This window comes from Acidithiobacillus marinus, from assembly GCF_002847505.1.
Taxonomy (GTDB): domain Bacteria; phylum Pseudomonadota; class Gammaproteobacteria; order Acidithiobacillales; family Acidithiobacillaceae; genus Acidithiobacillus; species Acidithiobacillus marinus.
Genome location: NZ_MXAV01000039.1, coordinates 1 through 17,017, shown reverse-complemented (window position 1 = coordinate 17,017; position 17,017 = coordinate 1). Strand labels below are relative to the sequence as shown.

At 49.4% G+C, this 17,017-nt stretch carries 17 protein-coding genes, 1 tRNA gene and 1 pseudogene; 13 read left to right on the top strand and 6 right to left on the bottom strand.

Features of this window, described 5'->3' with window-relative positions; genetic code table 11:
- The first annotated feature begins 29 nt into the window (after nt 1–29).
- The 4 genes from B1757_RS10535 (at nt 30) to B1757_RS10520 (ending at nt 3,465) form a co-directional block, all read left to right on the top strand.
- Nucleotides 30–638 carry a TetR/AcrR family transcriptional regulator gene (locus tag B1757_RS10535; RefSeq protein WP_101538271.1) on the top strand — a complete coding sequence of 203 codons (609 nt, stop codon included), beginning with the start codon at nt 30–32 and terminating at the stop codon, nt 636–638.
- 48 nt (nt 639–686) lie between these two features.
- On the top strand, nt 687–1,415 hold the full coding sequence (locus B1757_RS10530) for a dienelactone hydrolase family protein (RefSeq protein ID WP_101538270.1): 729 nt from the start codon (nt 687–689) through the stop codon (nt 1,413–1,415).
- Nucleotides 1,412–2,485 (top strand): NADH:flavin oxidoreductase/NADH oxidase, encoded by a 1,074-nt coding sequence (locus tag B1757_RS10525; protein ID WP_101538269.1) that lies wholly within the window; start codon nt 1,412–1,414, stop codon nt 2,483–2,485. The genes B1757_RS10530 and B1757_RS10525 overlap by 4 nt, the downstream gene beginning before the upstream one ends.
- 89 nt (nt 2,486–2,574) lie before the next feature.
- On the top strand, nt 2,575–3,465 hold the full coding sequence (locus B1757_RS10520) for a DMT family transporter (RefSeq protein WP_101538268.1): 891 nt from the start codon (nt 2,575–2,577) through the stop codon (nt 3,463–3,465).
- A 74-nt stretch (nt 3,466–3,539) separates the two neighbouring features.
- Here B1757_RS10520 and B1757_RS10515 read toward each other — a convergent pair whose 3' ends face one another.
- Nucleotides 3,540–4,166 carry a nucleotidyltransferase gene (locus tag B1757_RS10515; protein WP_101538267.1) on the bottom strand — a complete coding sequence of 209 codons (627 nt, stop codon included), beginning with the start codon at nt 4,164–4,166 and terminating at the stop codon, nt 3,540–3,542.
- A gap of 55 nt (nt 4,167–4,221) precedes the next feature.
- On the opposite strand from B1757_RS10515, the gene B1757_RS10510 reads away from it, so the two are divergent.
- Both B1757_RS10510 and B1757_RS10505 read left to right on the top strand, forming a co-directional pair.
- Nucleotides 4,222–4,306, top strand: a tRNA-Leu gene (locus B1757_RS10510).
- A gap of 91 nt (nt 4,307–4,397) precedes the next feature.
- A complete protein-coding gene (locus tag B1757_RS10505; RefSeq protein ID WP_101538266.1) occupies nt 4,398–5,381 on the top strand; it encodes a site-specific integrase in 984 nt (327 codons plus the stop codon).
- A 46-nt stretch (nt 5,382–5,427) separates the two neighbouring features.
- Here B1757_RS10505 and B1757_RS10500 read toward each other — a convergent pair whose 3' ends face one another.
- The 3 genes from B1757_RS10500 to B1757_RS10485 all read right to left on the bottom strand — a co-directional run bounded on the left by B1757_RS10500 (nt 5,428) and on the right by B1757_RS10485 (nt 9,626).
- On the bottom strand, nt 5,428–7,800 hold the full coding sequence (locus B1757_RS10500) for a relaxase/mobilization nuclease domain-containing protein (RefSeq protein ID WP_101538265.1): 2,373 nt from the start codon (nt 7,798–7,800) through the stop codon (nt 5,428–5,430).
- A complete protein-coding gene (locus B1757_RS10495) occupies nt 7,793–8,182 on the bottom strand; it encodes a plasmid mobilization protein (protein WP_101538264.1) in 390 nt (129 codons plus the stop codon). The genes B1757_RS10500 and B1757_RS10495 overlap by 8 nt, the downstream gene beginning before the upstream one ends.
- A gap of 571 nt (nt 8,183–8,753) precedes the next feature.
- The gene (locus B1757_RS10485) at nt 8,754–9,626 is read right to left on the bottom strand and encodes a hypothetical protein (RefSeq protein WP_143484247.1); all 873 of its coding nucleotides are present in this window, start codon (nt 9,624–9,626) and stop codon (nt 8,754–8,756) included.
- Nucleotides 9,627–10,327: 701 nt separating this feature from the next.
- On the opposite strand from B1757_RS10485, the gene B1757_RS10480 reads away from it, so the two are divergent.
- From B1757_RS10480 to B1757_RS10455, 7 genes are all read left to right on the top strand, one after another.
- On the top strand, nt 10,328–10,807 hold the full coding sequence (locus B1757_RS10480) for a GrpB family protein (protein WP_172437681.1): 480 nt from the start codon (nt 10,328–10,330) through the stop codon (nt 10,805–10,807).
- Nucleotides 10,808–10,853: 46 nt separating this feature from the next.
- The gene (locus B1757_RS10475; protein WP_101538260.1) at nt 10,854–11,453 is read left to right on the top strand and encodes a GNAT family N-acetyltransferase; all 600 of its coding nucleotides are present in this window, start codon (nt 10,854–10,856) and stop codon (nt 11,451–11,453) included.
- Nucleotides 11,454–11,552: 99 nt separating this feature from the next.
- A complete protein-coding gene (locus tag B1757_RS10470; protein ID WP_142086486.1) occupies nt 11,553–12,488 on the top strand; it encodes a GNAT family N-acetyltransferase in 936 nt (311 codons plus the stop codon).
- Nucleotides 12,489–12,615: 127 nt separating this feature from the next.
- Nucleotides 12,616–12,789, top strand: coding sequence for a DUF4177 domain-containing protein (locus B1757_RS15155; protein ID WP_143484246.1), 174 nt, complete (start codon nt 12,616–12,618; stop codon nt 12,787–12,789).
- A 100-nt stretch (nt 12,790–12,889) separates the two neighbouring features.
- Nucleotides 12,890–13,363, top strand: a complete 474-nt coding sequence (locus B1757_RS10465; RefSeq protein WP_101538258.1) for a GNAT family N-acetyltransferase — start codon at nt 12,890–12,892, stop codon at nt 13,361–13,363.
- Nucleotides 13,364–13,698: 335 nt separating this feature from the next.
- Nucleotides 13,699–14,268 (top strand): GNAT family N-acetyltransferase, encoded by a 570-nt coding sequence (locus tag B1757_RS10460; protein ID WP_253253811.1) that lies wholly within the window; start codon nt 13,699–13,701, stop codon nt 14,266–14,268.
- Nucleotides 14,269–14,372: 104 nt separating this feature from the next.
- Nucleotides 14,373–15,674, top strand: coding sequence for an MFS transporter (locus tag B1757_RS10455; RefSeq protein ID WP_101538256.1), 1,302 nt, complete (start codon nt 14,373–14,375; stop codon nt 15,672–15,674).
- Nucleotides 15,675–15,798: 124 nt separating this feature from the next.
- Here the strand turns inward: B1757_RS10455 and B1757_RS10450 are convergent, their stop codons facing one another.
- Nucleotides 15,799–16,422: an ABC transporter permease gene (locus B1757_RS10450; protein ID WP_253253814.1), complete on the bottom strand. Its 624-nt coding sequence runs from the start codon at nt 16,420–16,422 to the stop codon at nt 15,799–15,801.
- Nucleotides 16,423–16,467: 45 nt separating this feature from the next.
- Nucleotides 16,468–16,960 (bottom strand): annotated as a pseudogene (locus tag B1757_RS10445) (transposase).
- Nucleotides 16,961–17,017 lie beyond the last annotated feature (57 nt).

Below are 17,017 nucleotides of genomic sequence, written 5' to 3'. Positions count from 1 at the left end.
AGTCGGTATCTTCAACTTTCATGACGACGATGATTCAACGTAAAATCCGTAATCCAGAGCAAACCCGTAGTGACTTGCTGGATGCTGCCTACTCTGAAATTCTGGAATCCGGCTTTCAGGCAGCCAGTTTGGAGCGCATTCTTGCCAACACTTCGGTGAGTAAAGGCGCCCTTTATCACCACTTCGGCACCAAGCGGGATCTCGGTCTTGCGGTGATTGAAGAAGTGATTGGCCCTCAACTCGAAGGTCGCTGGTTCAACATGCTCGCCCAGCATAGTGATCCCATCAGTGGTCTGCTCAAACTCATCGAAGAAAAAATTGCTTCTGCTGATGAATCGGTCATTCGCTACGGCTGCCCCCTGAATAATCTCATTCAAGAGATGAGCCCTCTGGATGAATCCTTTCGTCAAAGTTTGCAAAAAATTATCGAGAGCTGGGTGGAAGTGGTCGCCGAGGCGCTCAAGGAAGGTCAGGCCTCAGGAAAAGTGCGCGCAGATACCGCGCCCCAGGATATCGCCCTTTTCATTGTCGCCTCCATTGAAGGCTGTGTCGGCCTCGGGAAAAATGCCCAGTCTGTAGCGGCCTATCAACGCTGCCTCGAACAACTGAAAGTTTATATTCAATCATTAGCCGCCTGAGCGCGGTATAAGCATCCTCTTTTCACATCCGCACAAGGAGGTAGTGTCATGTCTGAAATCCATTCCGAATGGTTGCAACTGGATCAAAGTCTGCGTGCCTGGTACGCCCGTCCCGGCAGCCCGGGTCCCCATCCCGGAGTCGTGATTTTTATCGAAGCTTTCGGAGTAAACAGTCATTTTCAGGATGTTGCCGAAAGATTTGCAAAAGCCGGGTACTGTGCCATTGTTCCTGATCTCTATCACGGCAAGGTCTATGAATATAGCGATTTCGAAAATGCCATCGGGCATCTCAAAACCCTGAAGGACGATCTCGCCATGCAGGAGGCTGGATTGGCTATTGCTGAACTGCACAAACGTCCAGAAGTCCGCAGCGATGCCATCGGTGCCGTGGGTTTCTGTATGGGAGGGCGTTTTGCCTTTATGGCGAATGCGGTGCATGCCGACAAGCTCGGGGCATCCGTGGCTTTCTACGGTGGCGGTATCGCCCCGGATCAGGATCCCGCCGGACGTCAGCCGTTACTCCACCTGGTCGACCAGATGCGGGCACCGCTCCTGCTGCTGTATGGCGCTGATGATACCTCCATCACCCCGGAAGAACATGGGCGTATTGCTACTGCCCTGAGCACCGCCCAAAAACGCTATACCTTGACCCTGTTTCCTGGTGCCCCCCATGGATTTTTTGCCGACCCCCGTGATAGTTACCGCCCGGAAGCGGCTGCAGAAGGCTGGCGCCTGACCCTGGATCATTTTCACCAGTATCTCGGGAGATCTGCATGACGCATAAACTGTTTACACCCTGGGTCCAGCGCAGCATCACCCTGCGTAACCGGATAATCGTCGCCCCCATGTGTCAGTACTCCACACCCGATGGTGTGGCCAGTGACTGGCATATGGTCCATCTCGGCAGCCGGGCAGTGGGCGGCGCTGGAATGGTCATGGCCGAAGCCAGCGCGGTCAGCCCTGAAGGTCGCATTTCACCCCAGGACCTGGGTATCTGGAATGATCAACAGGCTACAGCGCTAGCACCTATCGTCCAGTTTATGAAAAAGCAGGGCGCAGTGCCGGCCATACAAATTGCCCACGCCGGACGCAAAGCCTCCACTCAGGCACCTTTCGATGGTGGCGCCCCTATTGCCGCAAACGCAGAACACGGCTGGCTACCAGTAGGTCCCAGCCCCCTGCCCTTCAGTGCCAGTCACAGCGTTCCTGAAGCCATGGGTGTTCAGGATCTGGAAAAAGTCCGCAAGGACTTTGTGGCCGCAGCCCGCCGGGCTCTGGAGGCCGGGTTCGAAGTGTTGGAATTGCACATGGCCCACGGCTATCTCCTCCACAGTTTTCTGTCACCCATCAGTAATCAACGGGAAGATGCCTATGGCGGCAGCCTCGAAAACCGGATGCGCCTGCCTTTGGAAATTACTGATGCCGTGCGCGCTGTCTGGCCTGAGCATCTGCCGCTGTGGGTACGCATTTCCGCCACCGACTGGGTACCCGGCGGCTGGGACCTGGAACAATCCACGGTTCTTGCCGAACACCTGAAGGATAAAGGCGTAGACGTCATCGACTGCAGCAGCGGCGGGATGACTCCTGATGCTGTCATCCCTGCCGGACCCGGCTTTCAAACCCCTTTCGCCCAACATGTTCGCGAAAAAGTCGGCATTCCTACGGTGGCCGTCGGGCTAATTACCCAGGCCATGCAAGCTGAGCATATTCTGGTGAACGAGCAGGCAGACGGCATTGCTCTCGCCCGGGAATTACTGCGCAATCCCTACTGGCCCCTGCATGCCGCCCGGGAACTGGGAGTAGACTTGCAGTGGCCGGAGCAATATGATCGGGCAAAATTGCGCTGACGCATTTTCCAACCCCATTCAGAAGTAAACATGAATGTTGCCGGGACAGTTACTATCCCGGCTTTCTCTATATTCGGAGCCTCTGACTGATGTCCTCTGATCAAAAATCGCCAGCCGCCCTTTTGCCTTTAAGCGCCCTGGCCCTGCTCTCCATGATCTGGGGATATAACTGGGTAGTCATGAAAGTCGCCATTACTGACTGCCCGCCCCTGCTTTTTGCCACTCTCCGTATCTGGCTGAGCGTGCTCGTCCTCATTCCCCTGATGCTCTGGATGAAACGACCATTATCCATGCCCTCTGCCCGCTACATCATTCCCTTTGGCCTGCTCCAGACCACCGGATTTATCGGTCTGGCTCTGTGGGCGCTGGAATATGGCGGGGCGGGGAAAACCGCTATTCTCGTCTACATGATGCCGCTTTGGCTGATTGTCTTTGCCTGGCCCTTGCTGGGCGAAAAACTCCACGGCTGGCAGTGGCCGGCGGTGGTACTGGCGCTTTTGGGTCTGATCGCCATTCTCAAGCCCTGGAGTTTTGGTGGAGAGTGGACAGGCAGCCTGATTGCCCTGATTGCCGGCATTTTATGGGCGGCCTCGGCCCTCTGGCAAAAGCGTTATGCGCCCCCCGGCATGGATTTATTCAACAGCACCCTCTGGCAGACCATTTTTGGCGGCCTTGGACTGATCGTCATGACCCTGTTGATTGACCCGCTGACTATTCACTGGACCCCGGTTTTTGTCGGTGCCCTGCTCTATAACGCCATTCCTGGAACTGCTCTGGCCTACTTTCTCTGGGCTTACGCCCTGCAAAAACTGCCTTCCGGCATTGCCGGAATGGGCACGCTGGCCGCCCCTCTCATTGGCGTGGTCACTGCCTGGCTGCAATTGGGCGAAACCCCCGGGGGCTGGGAAGCGGTGGGCATGGTCTGTATTTTCATCGCTCTAGCTCTGGTCAGTTGGCAGCATTTGCGTCCCCAGGAATAAAAATCCGCCATTCTGCCTACAGGCCAAGAATAAACTGGCAAACACTGGTCAGGGGAAAAGCAGCACAGATACCCTTAGACCGCACTGCATTGCGTTTTTTCCAGCAGCTTCCGTAATTGCGGGACTCCGAATCGTTTGAGGGGCTTGCCGTCCACCGGTGAAGCCGGACTTCGGCGATCTTCGTCCAGACCAAAAATGACCAGACGGATTTCCGCGCCGCCATGCTCTACTTTCAGGCAGGGATAATCTTCTGCCGGAGCATCACCGAAATGCAGACGTTGCCAGCTTTCTTCGTAGGGCGTTTTCTGGTCCATCAAAAAGAAAATCACGCTCTCCGGCGTATCCACAAACAGATGCAAGGTAATAACCCCATGCCGGGTCGCGGTGCCACTCAGCACTGGTCCCGTCAGGCGCGGTTGAAAGTCTTCCAGCCATAACATGGCTTGCAGCGCCTGTTCACGCAGTTGGCGCAGATCTGTGGCATGGTCCGGACCATGAAAAAGGGTGAGTCTAGCCTGCAATTCTGCTTCCACTTCACTATTATTCGGCCAATGGTGCTGGGCATCCCCGCCCGTCCCCAAACGTCGCGCCGCTTTTTCCTTGGCCACCCGAAAATCAACGACCCCTTCCTCTGCCATGATCCGCGCCGATTCTACTGCCAACAAACGACGTAAGCGCTGGGATTGCTGTATCTTGCTCATGCTCGGCACTCCTGTGATTGTCCTCAGGATCTATAACGCATAAGATAGCGCGTATGCGAGAGTGGCGGAATTGGTAGACGCACTGGATTTAGGTTCCAGCGCCGCACGGCGTGGGAGTTCGAGTCTCCCCTTTCGCACCAAATACTTAGAGTCAATTCGCAAATTCAAATTGATTTTACGCTGCACATATGCTGCACTAAGCTTCCGGATTGATTGCAGCGGGAGTGCAGCATGGCGACTATAAATTCACGGGAAGACCAGGATGGCGTCACGATCGGATGGCAAGCCATCGTGCGCAAAAAGGGGTATCCGAGCCAGTCGAAAACCTTTCGGACCAAACGGGATGCGGAAGCGTGGGCACGACTCACAGAATCCGCCATGGAGCGCGGATTGTGGCAGAATCAGAGCGACGCGGACTGCACAACGCTGGCTGATGCTCTGGATCGTTACGGAAGAGAAGTCTCTAGCCTGAAGAAATCGGGCAAGATTGAACTCTACCGTATCGGCAACCTCAAGATGGACAAAATCGCCAAACTGCACTTATCACGAATTCGCGGCGCTGACCTCGCAGAATATCGGGATCGGCGATTGAAGGCGGGACTTTCTGATAGCTCCGTCCGCCTGGAACTCGCCATCATCTCCAATCTGTACACGGTCGCCATGAAGGAGTGGCGTATGGAAGGGTTACGCAATCCGGTATTGTCAGTGCGGAAACCATCGCCAGGTAAGGCACGGGACCGACGGTTGTCACCGATTGAAGAAAAGAAGCTGTTGGGCGAATGTACTCCATCATTAAAGGCAATCATCCTGTTCGCCCTGGAAACCGGGATGCGGCGGGGGGAGATACAGAAGTTACTCTGGAAAGATGTTGACTTTACCAAATGTACTGCCCAATTACTTGACACTAAAAATGGGGAAGATCGGTTCATTCCACTGTCCAGTCGCGCCATTGCCGTCCTGAAAAAGTTACCGCCTAACATCAACGTCAAGGTTTTTCCAGGCACAGATATTTCCCATTCATTTGCCGCAGCCTGCAAACGCGCTGAAATAAAAGATCTGCGTTTCCACGACCTCCGTCACGAAGCCACCAGTCGCTTCTTTGAGAAAAGACTTAATCCTGTGCAGGTTGCCGCCATCACTGGACACAAGACCTTGCAGATGCTGAAACGCTATACGCACTTGAGGGCAGAAGATCTGGCGAAGTTGCTAGAGTGATTCAATATCGCGCTCAACTTCTGTATGGTCGCCGGATGATTTTTCCCTACTCCCAATCAAACGTTGATACAATTGCAGGCGCTTGTGGCGAAATTGATGCGGATTCATCCCCAATTTTCTTCCGCATATGAGCCAACGGATCATGCGGTTCCGGCAAAGCCCCCGCTTTCCATGCGTCGGCGATGTCTTTGGTGTCGACTGGCGGCATCCAGGCAAACACCTTTTCGCAACCGAGCTTCCAGATTGTATCGATCTGCTGTTCGTGCGCGGCATCAGTTTTGGCCTGTATTTTGGTATTTTTCTCGCGTTCCATAGCCACATAAACCGTATCGGCCTCTTTCAGTATCTTCTGCACATGCGTCTGGTCTAAGAACGAGCGGACACCTGCCCCACCAGATACGATGACGGAAGGGATAGGCTTCCGATGGGTCTTGTACCAATCGATAACAGCCAACGCGTCTATGCCGCCTTCCACAACCCAGACAGAACTTGGATCATCCCCACGCCAGATGGCTGGATAGGATTTATCGGAATGCTTTACCTCCAACTTTGTCAGTGGTTTTTTCCCGTCCCATGACTGGATAGATTGGATCAGCCTGAGAGTCATGGATCGCAATTGACCATCCCCCCTGCCACAAAAGGCCACAGAGGGAATCCCTTTGTAATCCACAAAACGCAAGAACCCTGCCCCTTGGGCACTCCGGATGGTTTTTTGGCTGATACCGCGATCCTGCAAATATTGCATAACCGGATCAGAATTCCGACAGACGGGTGGAGCAACAGGCAGTTGATGAGATAGGACCGTTCTTTTTTCCGCTTTTTTCGTGATCGTTGAACCTGAAAGATTGGCCAAGGCCTGCTGAAAACTCAATCCCATTTCTTTCACGCAAAAATCGATGGGATCACCACCATCAGCCCCTTCCCAGTCACACCAGACAAAATACCCATCCTTTTCTTGCGTTACGTGGTAACGGTCAACCACCACCCAATCCTTCACCCCGGATTTTTTGACGGGCAAGCCAATAGACTGCAGGTACGCCACCAGATCAGCCATGTGTGCAGCATCGCGCAAACTCGAATAATTCTGCTTATCAGGGTCAGGCTGTTCTTTAGCCCGACGCTTTGCCGCAGAGGCCTTTTTGAAGCGATCATTCCAGTTCGTTACCGTAACAATCCCAGAATCATCCCTATCACGACCGCTGCCAGTGTCGCCGCTGATCCTGCCGCTATCCAGAACTGTTGCCGTATCTTTTGAATCTCCTCCCGTGAAGCCTTTGCTTCCTGCCTCCAGTGCTTCAATTCCCGATTTGATTGCATCGCTTTCTTGTGAGATTCCCTGGCCATTTTCACGGTCCGCTTCACTTTGTCCTGCGAAAGCATCTGCATCTCTTTCTGGATGGCGTCCACGGCGGCCTGTATCAGAGGCTGCATGATCGCCCTCTGGGTATCCAGTCCCTGGTCCAGGGCTTGAGCCATTTCCTCCATCGGCCCCAAGTTCTCGGCTATCTGCACTGCCAACGCTTCCGGCAACCGTAATAACTCCTGCCGCATCTGCTGGATTTGCCGGATCATCTCCGGCGCGTTCGTCAGCAAGGAAACTTGCTGTTCGGTCTTTTGCTGCGCGTATTCTTTCAATATCTCTGTCTTGCTCATAGGAAAGCCCCTTTTTTTGCATGTTTCCAAACGTATAACCACGACCCAGGCTATTTGAGGTGAAGCGATAATCACCGTAGTGATAGGCAAAGCCGGACAGTTTTCCGGTAGTGGCCAGGTTCGGCTTAACGATGACGCCCAGCGTCTCAAGATCCTCGATGAACTGCGTCACGGTCGGCTTTTTCTCCAGGAGCGCATCCAGAGCCTGCTGCATGAACAGGCGTGCAGGTATCTCGCCTTTTTCTATCGCCATGAAATCCCCTTTGGTCGGGGCCTTCTTGTGATTGAGGGCATTTTCTGGCTCCAGTAAAGAGGAAGGTTCTACTTTCACCAGATCGAAATCCTGCTCTATTTTCCGGACAGCGGCCTCCCCTCTTCGGTAATCGTGAGCATCGGAAACCACGGAACCATCGCTGTTGATGCGGGAAAAAAGGATATGGATATGGTCGCCATGACAGACGGTGGCGTAGGCATCCATGCCCATATCTGAAGCCCATTGATCACCGATCATGGCCCATTCCCGGTCAGACAAAACCCGATCCCCTTCAGGAACCCGTAGGGAAACATGACCAACAGCTTTCTGTAGATTCGGGCGCATCCGGCGCAAAACCCCTATTTCTGCCGCCAGTTCTCGGGCACTACGTCCCGAAAGCGTGCCGCCGATCAGATCATGCCTTGGCCGCGCCGCGCCGTTATGGTCTTTTTCGGCCAGCAGATAGTTCGCCAATCCGCGTGCACCGGTGCCTTTGATGATTTTTTCAATCATCGTCTGCCTCCACGCCCAGCAAAGCCAAACGGACTGCACGAATTGCCTCTATCAGCTGCGGAATCAAATCACGGTCCCACGCATGGGCCTTGCCTCCATTGATAGCCCATTGACATTGGTTGGCATTGGCCGCCAACCGTGCCAGTTCTTGCCATGCCTGAAGATTGATCGGCGGCACTGGCGGTGTGGGTAACTTGGCCTCCGTAATGACCAATCGCATATATTCCCCAACCCGCAATCCCTGCACAGCGGCCTTGGCTTTCAGGTCGGCCAGCTCGACCGGAGAAAGCCAAACCTCTCGCCTGATCGTCCGATGCACATCATCCGGCAATCGGGGACGACCACCCCGCTTTTTGATGGGGTTCCGAACCTCATCCGTCATGGCAAAACCTCCGTGGCCATCATCGCCGAGCCTGCAACCGGAGGGCGCAGGTGACGATGATGGCGGGGGTCAAGGGGGTTCACCCCATTGCGAGACGTTATCACCCGGCAAACGTAGTGCGCGGGGGGATAACATGGCTCGCTCCCCACCCAACAGCCCCGCCTCCTCACCGATTCCCCCAATGCGAACAGGCCGATTCCTTGCAAAAGATGTTTTCTGCCGTCCCTGGGGAGACATCCCTTCCGCATGCGAATCACCGAGTCTGGCCGTCTGTCTTTCGGTGCTTTGGAATCGCCATGGGGATTGGCCATGCCGCGCTGTTGCCCGATCGCTCGTTTTCCCCGCCGGTAATACCCTTGGGGGTCGGCGCCATCGGCGCCGGGGGGAAAGCCACCGGATGACCGCACCATCAGGTCCGACCAGGAAAGATCTCCAGGAATATCGTAAAAGCTGAGCGGGGTATGAACACCATTTAAGAACTGCGCAGCCAATATGGGGAAAGTAGCGCTCCCTCGTCTGTTGCCCATGGTTGGACGGAGCATTGCGCCTGAAACAATGATGTTACGCATCCTCATAGGTCACCTCCCTTTTTTCGGGAAATGATGCGCGGACGGCCACGCCGGCGTGGACTGGGTACAACGGGGACTTGCGGATACGACGGAAGGAGGTTTGGGGACAAGCGTTTTGCAGAGAGGGCGCTTTGTTCAATCTGTTCGATCACGCCAATGGGGAATCGGGGACCGATTGGGAGTTTATGCGGAGCGGGAAGTTTACCCAGGCATACCTGATTGCGGAGCGTTTTTTCCGAGCAGGCCCATCGGTGCGCGAGATCGGCAAAGCTGAGAAAGCATGGAGGAACGGTGCGAGGCGGCTCTCCGCCCGCATCCCCTCCAGGATCATCGGAGCTGGCTTTTTTGGCCGATTGTCCACCACCCCGGCATTTTTTGCCGGACTGGCGGCCCCGCGCATGGGTACCGTTGAGTCGAACACCTACCGAACCTTTTTGGAGCAGGCTTTTGGGGAAGGTTTGTTGATGCAGCGTTCGCATCGATCCAGGTATTGTCACCGCTGCTTTGGCGATCTTTGTCGCACAAACCCAATAAGCCTGGGTGGCATGACCAATTTCCCAATCAAACTGCTTGGATCTAAATGCATGCCAGATCATGCCAGCCGGATAAGCGATGACAAAATTACCCAAAATACCTAAACCCAACCAGCCAAACGATAGCGGGAGGTGCAAATGGAAGCAATGGGCGCCCATCACAATCACAAAAAGCATTCCAGCCAGATAAATGCTTCCCGTGATATAAAGGCTTCGGATCGTGGGTCTATGAGTTTTCATCTTTTGTTCCTTCACAATCTCATCAACAGCAATAATATACGCTATTAAAAATCTATACCAGATGAAACTTATCAGATATCGAGACAGAGAGGAAGAGATCATTTATTGGATTACCTAGGTATTCAATAATAGCAGGTTGATCCAGCAAGCCCTGCACTGGAACCACACATGGAAACCGAACATCTGGTTTATCCGGGTTAACTTGAACTGCATATTCACCTTATATCGTTTCAAAATATATTATTTAAACATAATATATTCAATGAGATGAAATTATCATTTGAGATTCACTGGCCAGAATTCAGCAACGGCATGAATCGAAAGAAGCCTACAGAGATCTCCGACCAGAGCAATCCATATTTCCTCATTTGATAGATCATTACCCACTCAATAACAGCTGAATTTTTCTTTACCCTTCTCGAACGAAAATGAATGGATCACTGCAAATCACTTGTGAACTTGGTGTCAATTGATCGCGTACTGAATGGTGACAAACTGGAGACACTTAACATCCTTATTGGCACCAGTCATAGCACTGGTGACAATGAGGCTCCGGACTGAGCAGCAAGTGAATCCACTGTGCATCCACCAAGTACCTTTTTCCGCGATGGATCGAAACCTGGATATAAAGTGGTGACAGTATGCATCCAGCACACTCAATGATAAAAAAATAACGAACCATATGCTCCACAACAGGGATGATGTAATCATCTTGATGAATTTTTTCTACCTTATTGCCTTATTTACTCATTTTTTGTATATTTAATGCGTCATAAATTTATTACTTTTGAGGGATTGCCCCAGTGAAGCTACTCGAACCATCTTGCTACCAATCTCTCGCCAGCGCTGCTTATGAGTCGGTGGTCGATGAACTCTCCCCCTTGCTAACAGATGCAAGGTTTGAACATATCGGTGCATCGGCTATTCCTGGTGCTATTTCCAAAGGTGATCTGGATATCTGTATCGTAGTTGACGCACTCAAGCACCGAGATACCGTTGAAGCTCTAGAGGCGTTGGGCTATGTAGTTAAGACTGGGACGCTGCGCACTCCGGAACTCTGCATGTTGGTGTCTCCTCGCCGGGACTTGGACATTGCCTTGCAAATTGTTGCGGCGGGTTCAGAGTTCGAGTTCTTCATGCATTTTCGAGATGCTTTGCTAGCCAATGCGTGCCTTGTACATCAATATAACGAGATCAAGCGCAAATTTGCTTCCTCTAGCCCAGATTGCTATCGCAATGAAAAAGCAAAATTTATTTTGTCGGTTCTTGAAAGAGGTCAGTAAAATTTAGTAGCAATGAAACATTTATTTACTAATCGAGATAAATTGTATGGAAAAAGAAACAACAAAAAAACTTTTATGGCCTCCAGAGATAAAAATCAACCAATCGCTAATCATTGCTATTCTGTCGGTTGAACAAGCAGAAGAAGTTTTTGCTTTGATTGATGAAAACAGGGAATATCTAGCTCGTTGGCTCCCGTGGGTTGATGAAACCCGTTGTGTTGATGATACAAGGAATCATATTCTGAAAGCTCCTGTTCAGCTTCAGCAGGGAACGGATGTTAATTACGTCATTAAATGCAATCATAAAATTGTGGGGCGTGTAGGTTTTCATTACTTTGAACCGTTTTCGAGCGCTGGTCGACTGGGATACTGGTTGAACGAGAAAAGCCAAGGACGGGGAATCATGTCACGAGTCTGTAATTATTTAACAGAAGAGGCATTATGCCGCCAAGGTATTCGTCGTGTGGAAATTCGATGCGCAGTCGAAAATAACCAAAGTCGGCGAATCCCTGAACGGCTTGGCTATCGTTTTCATGGTTTTCGTAAGGAGGCCGAATGCCTGCGAGGGCAATACGTTGACCATGCCGTGTACTTTGCGGAATGTGATTGGTGGGTTACCTCCTGTGAGAACTACGTTATCCTTTGATCCTTGGGTTTATTTTATTGTCTATCAGAATATGTATTCCACAAACCTTAAAAAGTTCAAGCATTAACATTCATAAGCTATTTATCAAGGTTAATAACCATGAAGTTAAACTCTGAATTTGAGCAGTTGTATCAGTCAACCCGTCAACGATTTTATGATTTGAGGGACATTTATTCCGCAAGCTGGCTTAACGAAAGAATATCAAGTTGGCTTGAAATGCAGATAGGTTGTTGCAGCGATTCTGCATATTCAGCACTTTTCAGCGATCATATTGACTTGCCGGGAGTTAAATCTGAAGATTATCTGCAACGCATCATTCCTGTGGGTGATGGTTTATTGCTGGGTGGTATTCGTTTTTATAACCGAAACCTGAACCGTCCTTTTGTTGATCTTCTGGCCTGGTCTGGAGTGCCAGATTGGGATTTGTGGATGGCTGTCATTCGCCGGGAGTGGGCAATATTTAGGCCATTGCATGTTAGGTCGTTGCGGGGAAACCCTCATGACGGGATGACGTTACCCGAAGGATGTGTTGACCAATCGATCCATTCTGGTCGAATCAATACGTTGGCCCAATATCCACCTTTACCTTCTTTACAATTGATAGACTGTGAGGATTCTCGAGAAGCGGCAGATTATGTAGCGGAATGTCATCAGGCATTTGCCAGTTTGAACCCTAGTCTTGCTCTTGAGGTTCGGCCCGCCGATGCGGAAGATCTGGCGGAATGCCTGGAAACGGGAACATTACATTTTGTTACCCTGAATAATGAGCGGATTGGTTTATTTGCTACAGCATGGAGGGCCATTGAATTTATTCAGGATTATGTTGTGGTTGAAGAAATTATTCATCCAGCCTTTCAGGGACGAGGGCTCGCAAAATATGTGCAGCGTGAAGCTGCGGCACTGCTCAATAAAGCAGGTGAAGGTGAAAAGACCATGATTGGAACTATCCATGCCCATAACATTGCCTCTCGCAAAACAGCAATTGGCGCTGGTAGGCCCGAGATCCTAAAATACGAATTCATATCGTTGCAATAGAATATTCTGAACGACTATTTTGTTCCGAGTATGAAGTGCCGTCGTGGCGGCACAAGGCAAAGCTTTCTTGCTGTCCGTTGTTAGTTATCCCCAAGCGCTGAGAGGCTCAGACTCGAAGGAGAGAAATATGCGGTACGAATACAAAATCGAGCAGTTCAATGAAAAGGGTTTTGTCAAAGGCGAAGTAAAGTGGCAAGAATTAGAGGATCGCCTGAATGCTCTGGGGGAAAAAGAGTGGAATATTCAAGACATTCGTCCATTGGCACTTGGAGGTAGTCAGTCTGGGGTTGGGTTTTCATGAAGCGTGAGACAGCGTGATAGCTTTATTATATACCCAGTTACTTAAGCTGTACGCTTTCAGCAGACACTTAGTTCTACGTTAAGTCCTTAAGGTTCACGATATGATTATTCGCCCTATCGACGAGTCAGATGTTGAAGAAATCAGTCAGGTTTTTGTGACTTGTTTTTCAGCGCCTCCCTGGAATGAAGCATGGACTGCCGAAGCCGCCCGCGCCTGCATTTGTCTCAAGCTTCAAGCCCAATCGAGGCGCGGTTATGTAGCTATTATCAATAATTCAGTTGTTGGTGCCGCTTTCGGTCAAATTGAGGGTGGGCTCAATAAAAATAAATTTCAGCTACAGGAGTTTTTTGTCTTGCCTTCAGTTCAGAGGCAAGGTATCGGAAAAAAATTATTATCAACACTTTTTTCTGAGTTGACAGTTGCTGAAAATGTCGGCTCTATTTATCTCCTTACAAGTCGTTCGAGTCCAGCCCAAGACTTTTACGAAAAATTCGGTTTCTCAGTCAGTCAAAAAATAGTTGTAATGGGCGCAGATGTTAATTCGATTAATAAAATTCTAAAAAATATCGAATAAACTTAATTTAACAAACTCGCAATCGGTATGATGATTTAATGAGTTCATACGTGTATTTTTATTTACATAGCCAATCCCATAAATTCAACATGGATAATACAATGTGATTCAAATGGTTACAGCTCATAATCCGCGTGACATTGCCTGCAAGTATATTTCTGGTTATTTTTTTAGAATTTGCATTTATTGCATACACAATAGAGCCTCTATGGTAGCGGGGTTCATAATGGTTTTTCTGTTTTATACCTCATGGGCAAAAAATATAAATAAAAAACACCAGCAAAAAGAATAAAAAGAACATTATAATATCAACCTATAGATTTTCATTTTTTGTCGTGGCATTATTGGCTGTCTCCTATTTTTCTCTGGTATCTTATAAAACCTTAGCCATCATGCAAATAGCCCACGCTGCCCCAGAAGATGCCCGTGCTGTCGCCGAGATTCATGTCGATGCATGGCGCTCGGCTTACTCACGAATCCTACCTGCGGATTATCTCGCTTCCTTGTCCGTCGAAAAACGGGAAGAGATGTGGAAGAACATTATCGAAGCCGGGCAAACGGAGCTTCTCGTTGCTAAGGATGGCGGGACCATTCTTGGCTGGGTATCATTCGGGGCTTGCCGAGATAAGGATGCACCACCCTCTCAAGCAGAGCTGTGGGCCATCTACGTGGCACCGAATAATTGGTTCAAAGGGGTTGGGCGTCAGTTGTGGCTAAGGGCGCGCGAACTCTTATCTCAGCAGGGCTACAGCACATGTAGTTTGTGGGTGTTTGCGGAAAACGAGCCAGCTATCCGCTTCTACAAGGCTAACGGGTTCGAGGCAGACACCCTGCCGCCGGAAGAATTCGAGCTCGATGGTCGGCAGCTTCAAGAACTGCGCTACGTTTGCAGAATTAACACCTAACGCTCGGAGCTATTGGATCCGTAAAAACTGCATCAATATAGATATATACATTATTCTGAATAAGCCTATCTCGTGCTATCGATTAAAACAGCGAGGAACCAACAATGACCGTCAAAAATACCAATAGCCATACAACAAAAGGCGGTTTGTTATCAAATAATAATTATAAATACCTATGGACGGGGCGAGTGGTCAGCAATTTGGGTGATTCCGCTCAGCATATAGGTGTTTATTTCTATCTGGCTCACACCACCAATTCAGCGCCTTTTGTTGGAATTGCTGCCTTTTTATCCGGTTTCGCATCCCTGCTCAGTTACCCTTTATCCGGGATATTTGCCGATCGATACAGCAGAAAGAACATTATGATAATTTGCGATACACTTAGCGGATTTGTGGTTTTAATATTAGTCTTATCTTTCTTTTTTATGCAAAATAAATTTTTCCATCTAATTCCTTATATTATTGTTATATGCAGCATATTACTATCCATTATTTCGACATTTCTTTGGCCGGCATTCGGAGCAATAATTCCGGATATTGTAGAACGCAAAGACTTGTCATCAGCCAATTCGCTATATAAATCCGCCATAAGAATTGGAAACATAATTGGCGAAACAACCTCTGGTTTCATATATAATGCCTTTGGAGCATCGAAGTTATTTGCTTTTAACTCGTTAACATTTTTCTTGTCAGCCTTGCTCATATCAAGATTGTCAAATATAAATATTATCCCACAGAAAACTACAATATCAGGCAACAGATTTTCATTACCCAAGCTTATAAATGAATTTAGAGATGGACTTCACGCTATTACAAATATAAATGGAGCTACAGAATTTTTTATTATGGCATTGGTTGTCAACTTTCTGGCAACACCAATATTTGTGTTAATGCCATTTCAGGTCGCTAGAATATTTGGTTCCGGTGCAGCAACATATGGATTATTAATGGCAAGTTTTTCAGTCGGAATTGTTGTCGGATACATCCTATCCGGAAGACATTTAATCAAATTTAAAAACCCTTATATAATCATATATGCCATTGTAATTATGTGTGCATTTTTTATTTTATTTGCGTTATCTGAAAATATATATTTATCATATTTATCACTATTTTTTGCCGGTGTTTCCAATGGCTTCTGGAGCATCATTTTTGAAACATCAGTTCAATTGATTATGCCCAAAGAATCTCTTGGAAGAATTTACTCTCTCTTCGGATTAATGTCTGGCGGTCTTACGCCAATAGCATCTCTTTTCAGTGGGTTTACCCTTGCTATGTTAGATAATAATACACGAATTCTTTTTTCTGTATGCGCATTATTGATGACAGCATTTCCAGTAATCATGCTAATGAATAAAAATTTTGTGTCTTTTTTTGATGTTCTGAGGAATAACTATTCAGAATAAGCGTTGCAAGATATCTATTGATTACGCCGTAGCTGGCTTGGGTACCCCAAATCCTGGGGATCAGAGCAGAAGCTCACTACATGAGTAAGCGTTACTGACAAAAATGGCGGCTCGACTGCCCTGGCTATAATACCATCCGCTGCCATTTATACAGTGCGATCATTGCGAAAATTAACGTTTCAGAAGAAAGTATGGCCCAGTGAACCAGAAGACACCCTTGAGCAGCACGGCTGATGACTCCGTAGCAAAGCTCATATAGCTGGTGTGATGGCCAGATCATGCTGATTTCTTGCATAAATCCGGGGAGGGAATGCATCGAAATGAACACACCCGAGACAAAACCCAAGAAGAGCATCACTACATTTGCAATACCTCCGGCTGCCCGCGCCCCAGCATAAAGTCCAATGGTCAAACCAATAGCCGCGAACGGAGCGACGCCAATGACAGCATAAAATATAGTTTCTACCCACGCAGCTACCGAGGGTAAGCCATTGGCTATTAATAATAGAATGCTCAGTAAAAATAGCGATAAAAAGAGGAGCGCCATGGCTGACAAGATCTTCGACACCATGTAGGTACCGGGTGGCGTTGGGTATAGGCGCTTCAAGCGCAATACCCCATTCTGGCGGTCCATTGCTACGAACACCCCTACCGTAAACAAACCAATGCTCATGCTCTCAAAGGTAACCATGGCGGAGAACGCGTGAAAAACCTTATGAAGATTGACATGCCCATGCGGCTGTCCCAGAACGCCGTAGAGCAGGAAGATGAAAGATGGAGGTTCCTCGTCATTTCAAGTGGGTAGCCTGAGATCCAGCTTGCCCAGGATCAGGTAGGCCATGTTGATAAAGTTCTTGTGCGTGCGGTAACCCCGAGCCTTGGCCTTGGCGGATTGAATGAGGCTGTTGAAACCTTCCAGAATTCCATTGGTGATCTGGCTCTCGAACCATCGGAGCACGCCATCCCAGTGATTCATGATGGTGTAGGCGACCTTGACGATAGGCGGCAGATCGCTGGTTCTGGCGTTTTCCAACCAGGCTTTCAAGAGGGTAGCCCCCTGATGGCGATTCTTGATCGTGAAGATGTCCTGAAAGGTCAGGCGGAACTGGTAGGCCTGCGCCGTCTTGAGGTTCTGGTCTTTGAGTAATGCCTGCAGCTTTTCTTTCTGCTTCACCTTGAGGTTGCAATCGTTCTTGAGCCAGAGCCAGCGGGTCTTTTTGAGATTTGGCTGAGTGAGGACTTCCCCCCTTGCGCACGTCGTCCACGGCCTCGTTGACGAGCTTCATGAGGTGAAAACGATCGAAAGTGATCTCCGCATTGGGCAGGTGCTCGGCAGCCCCTTT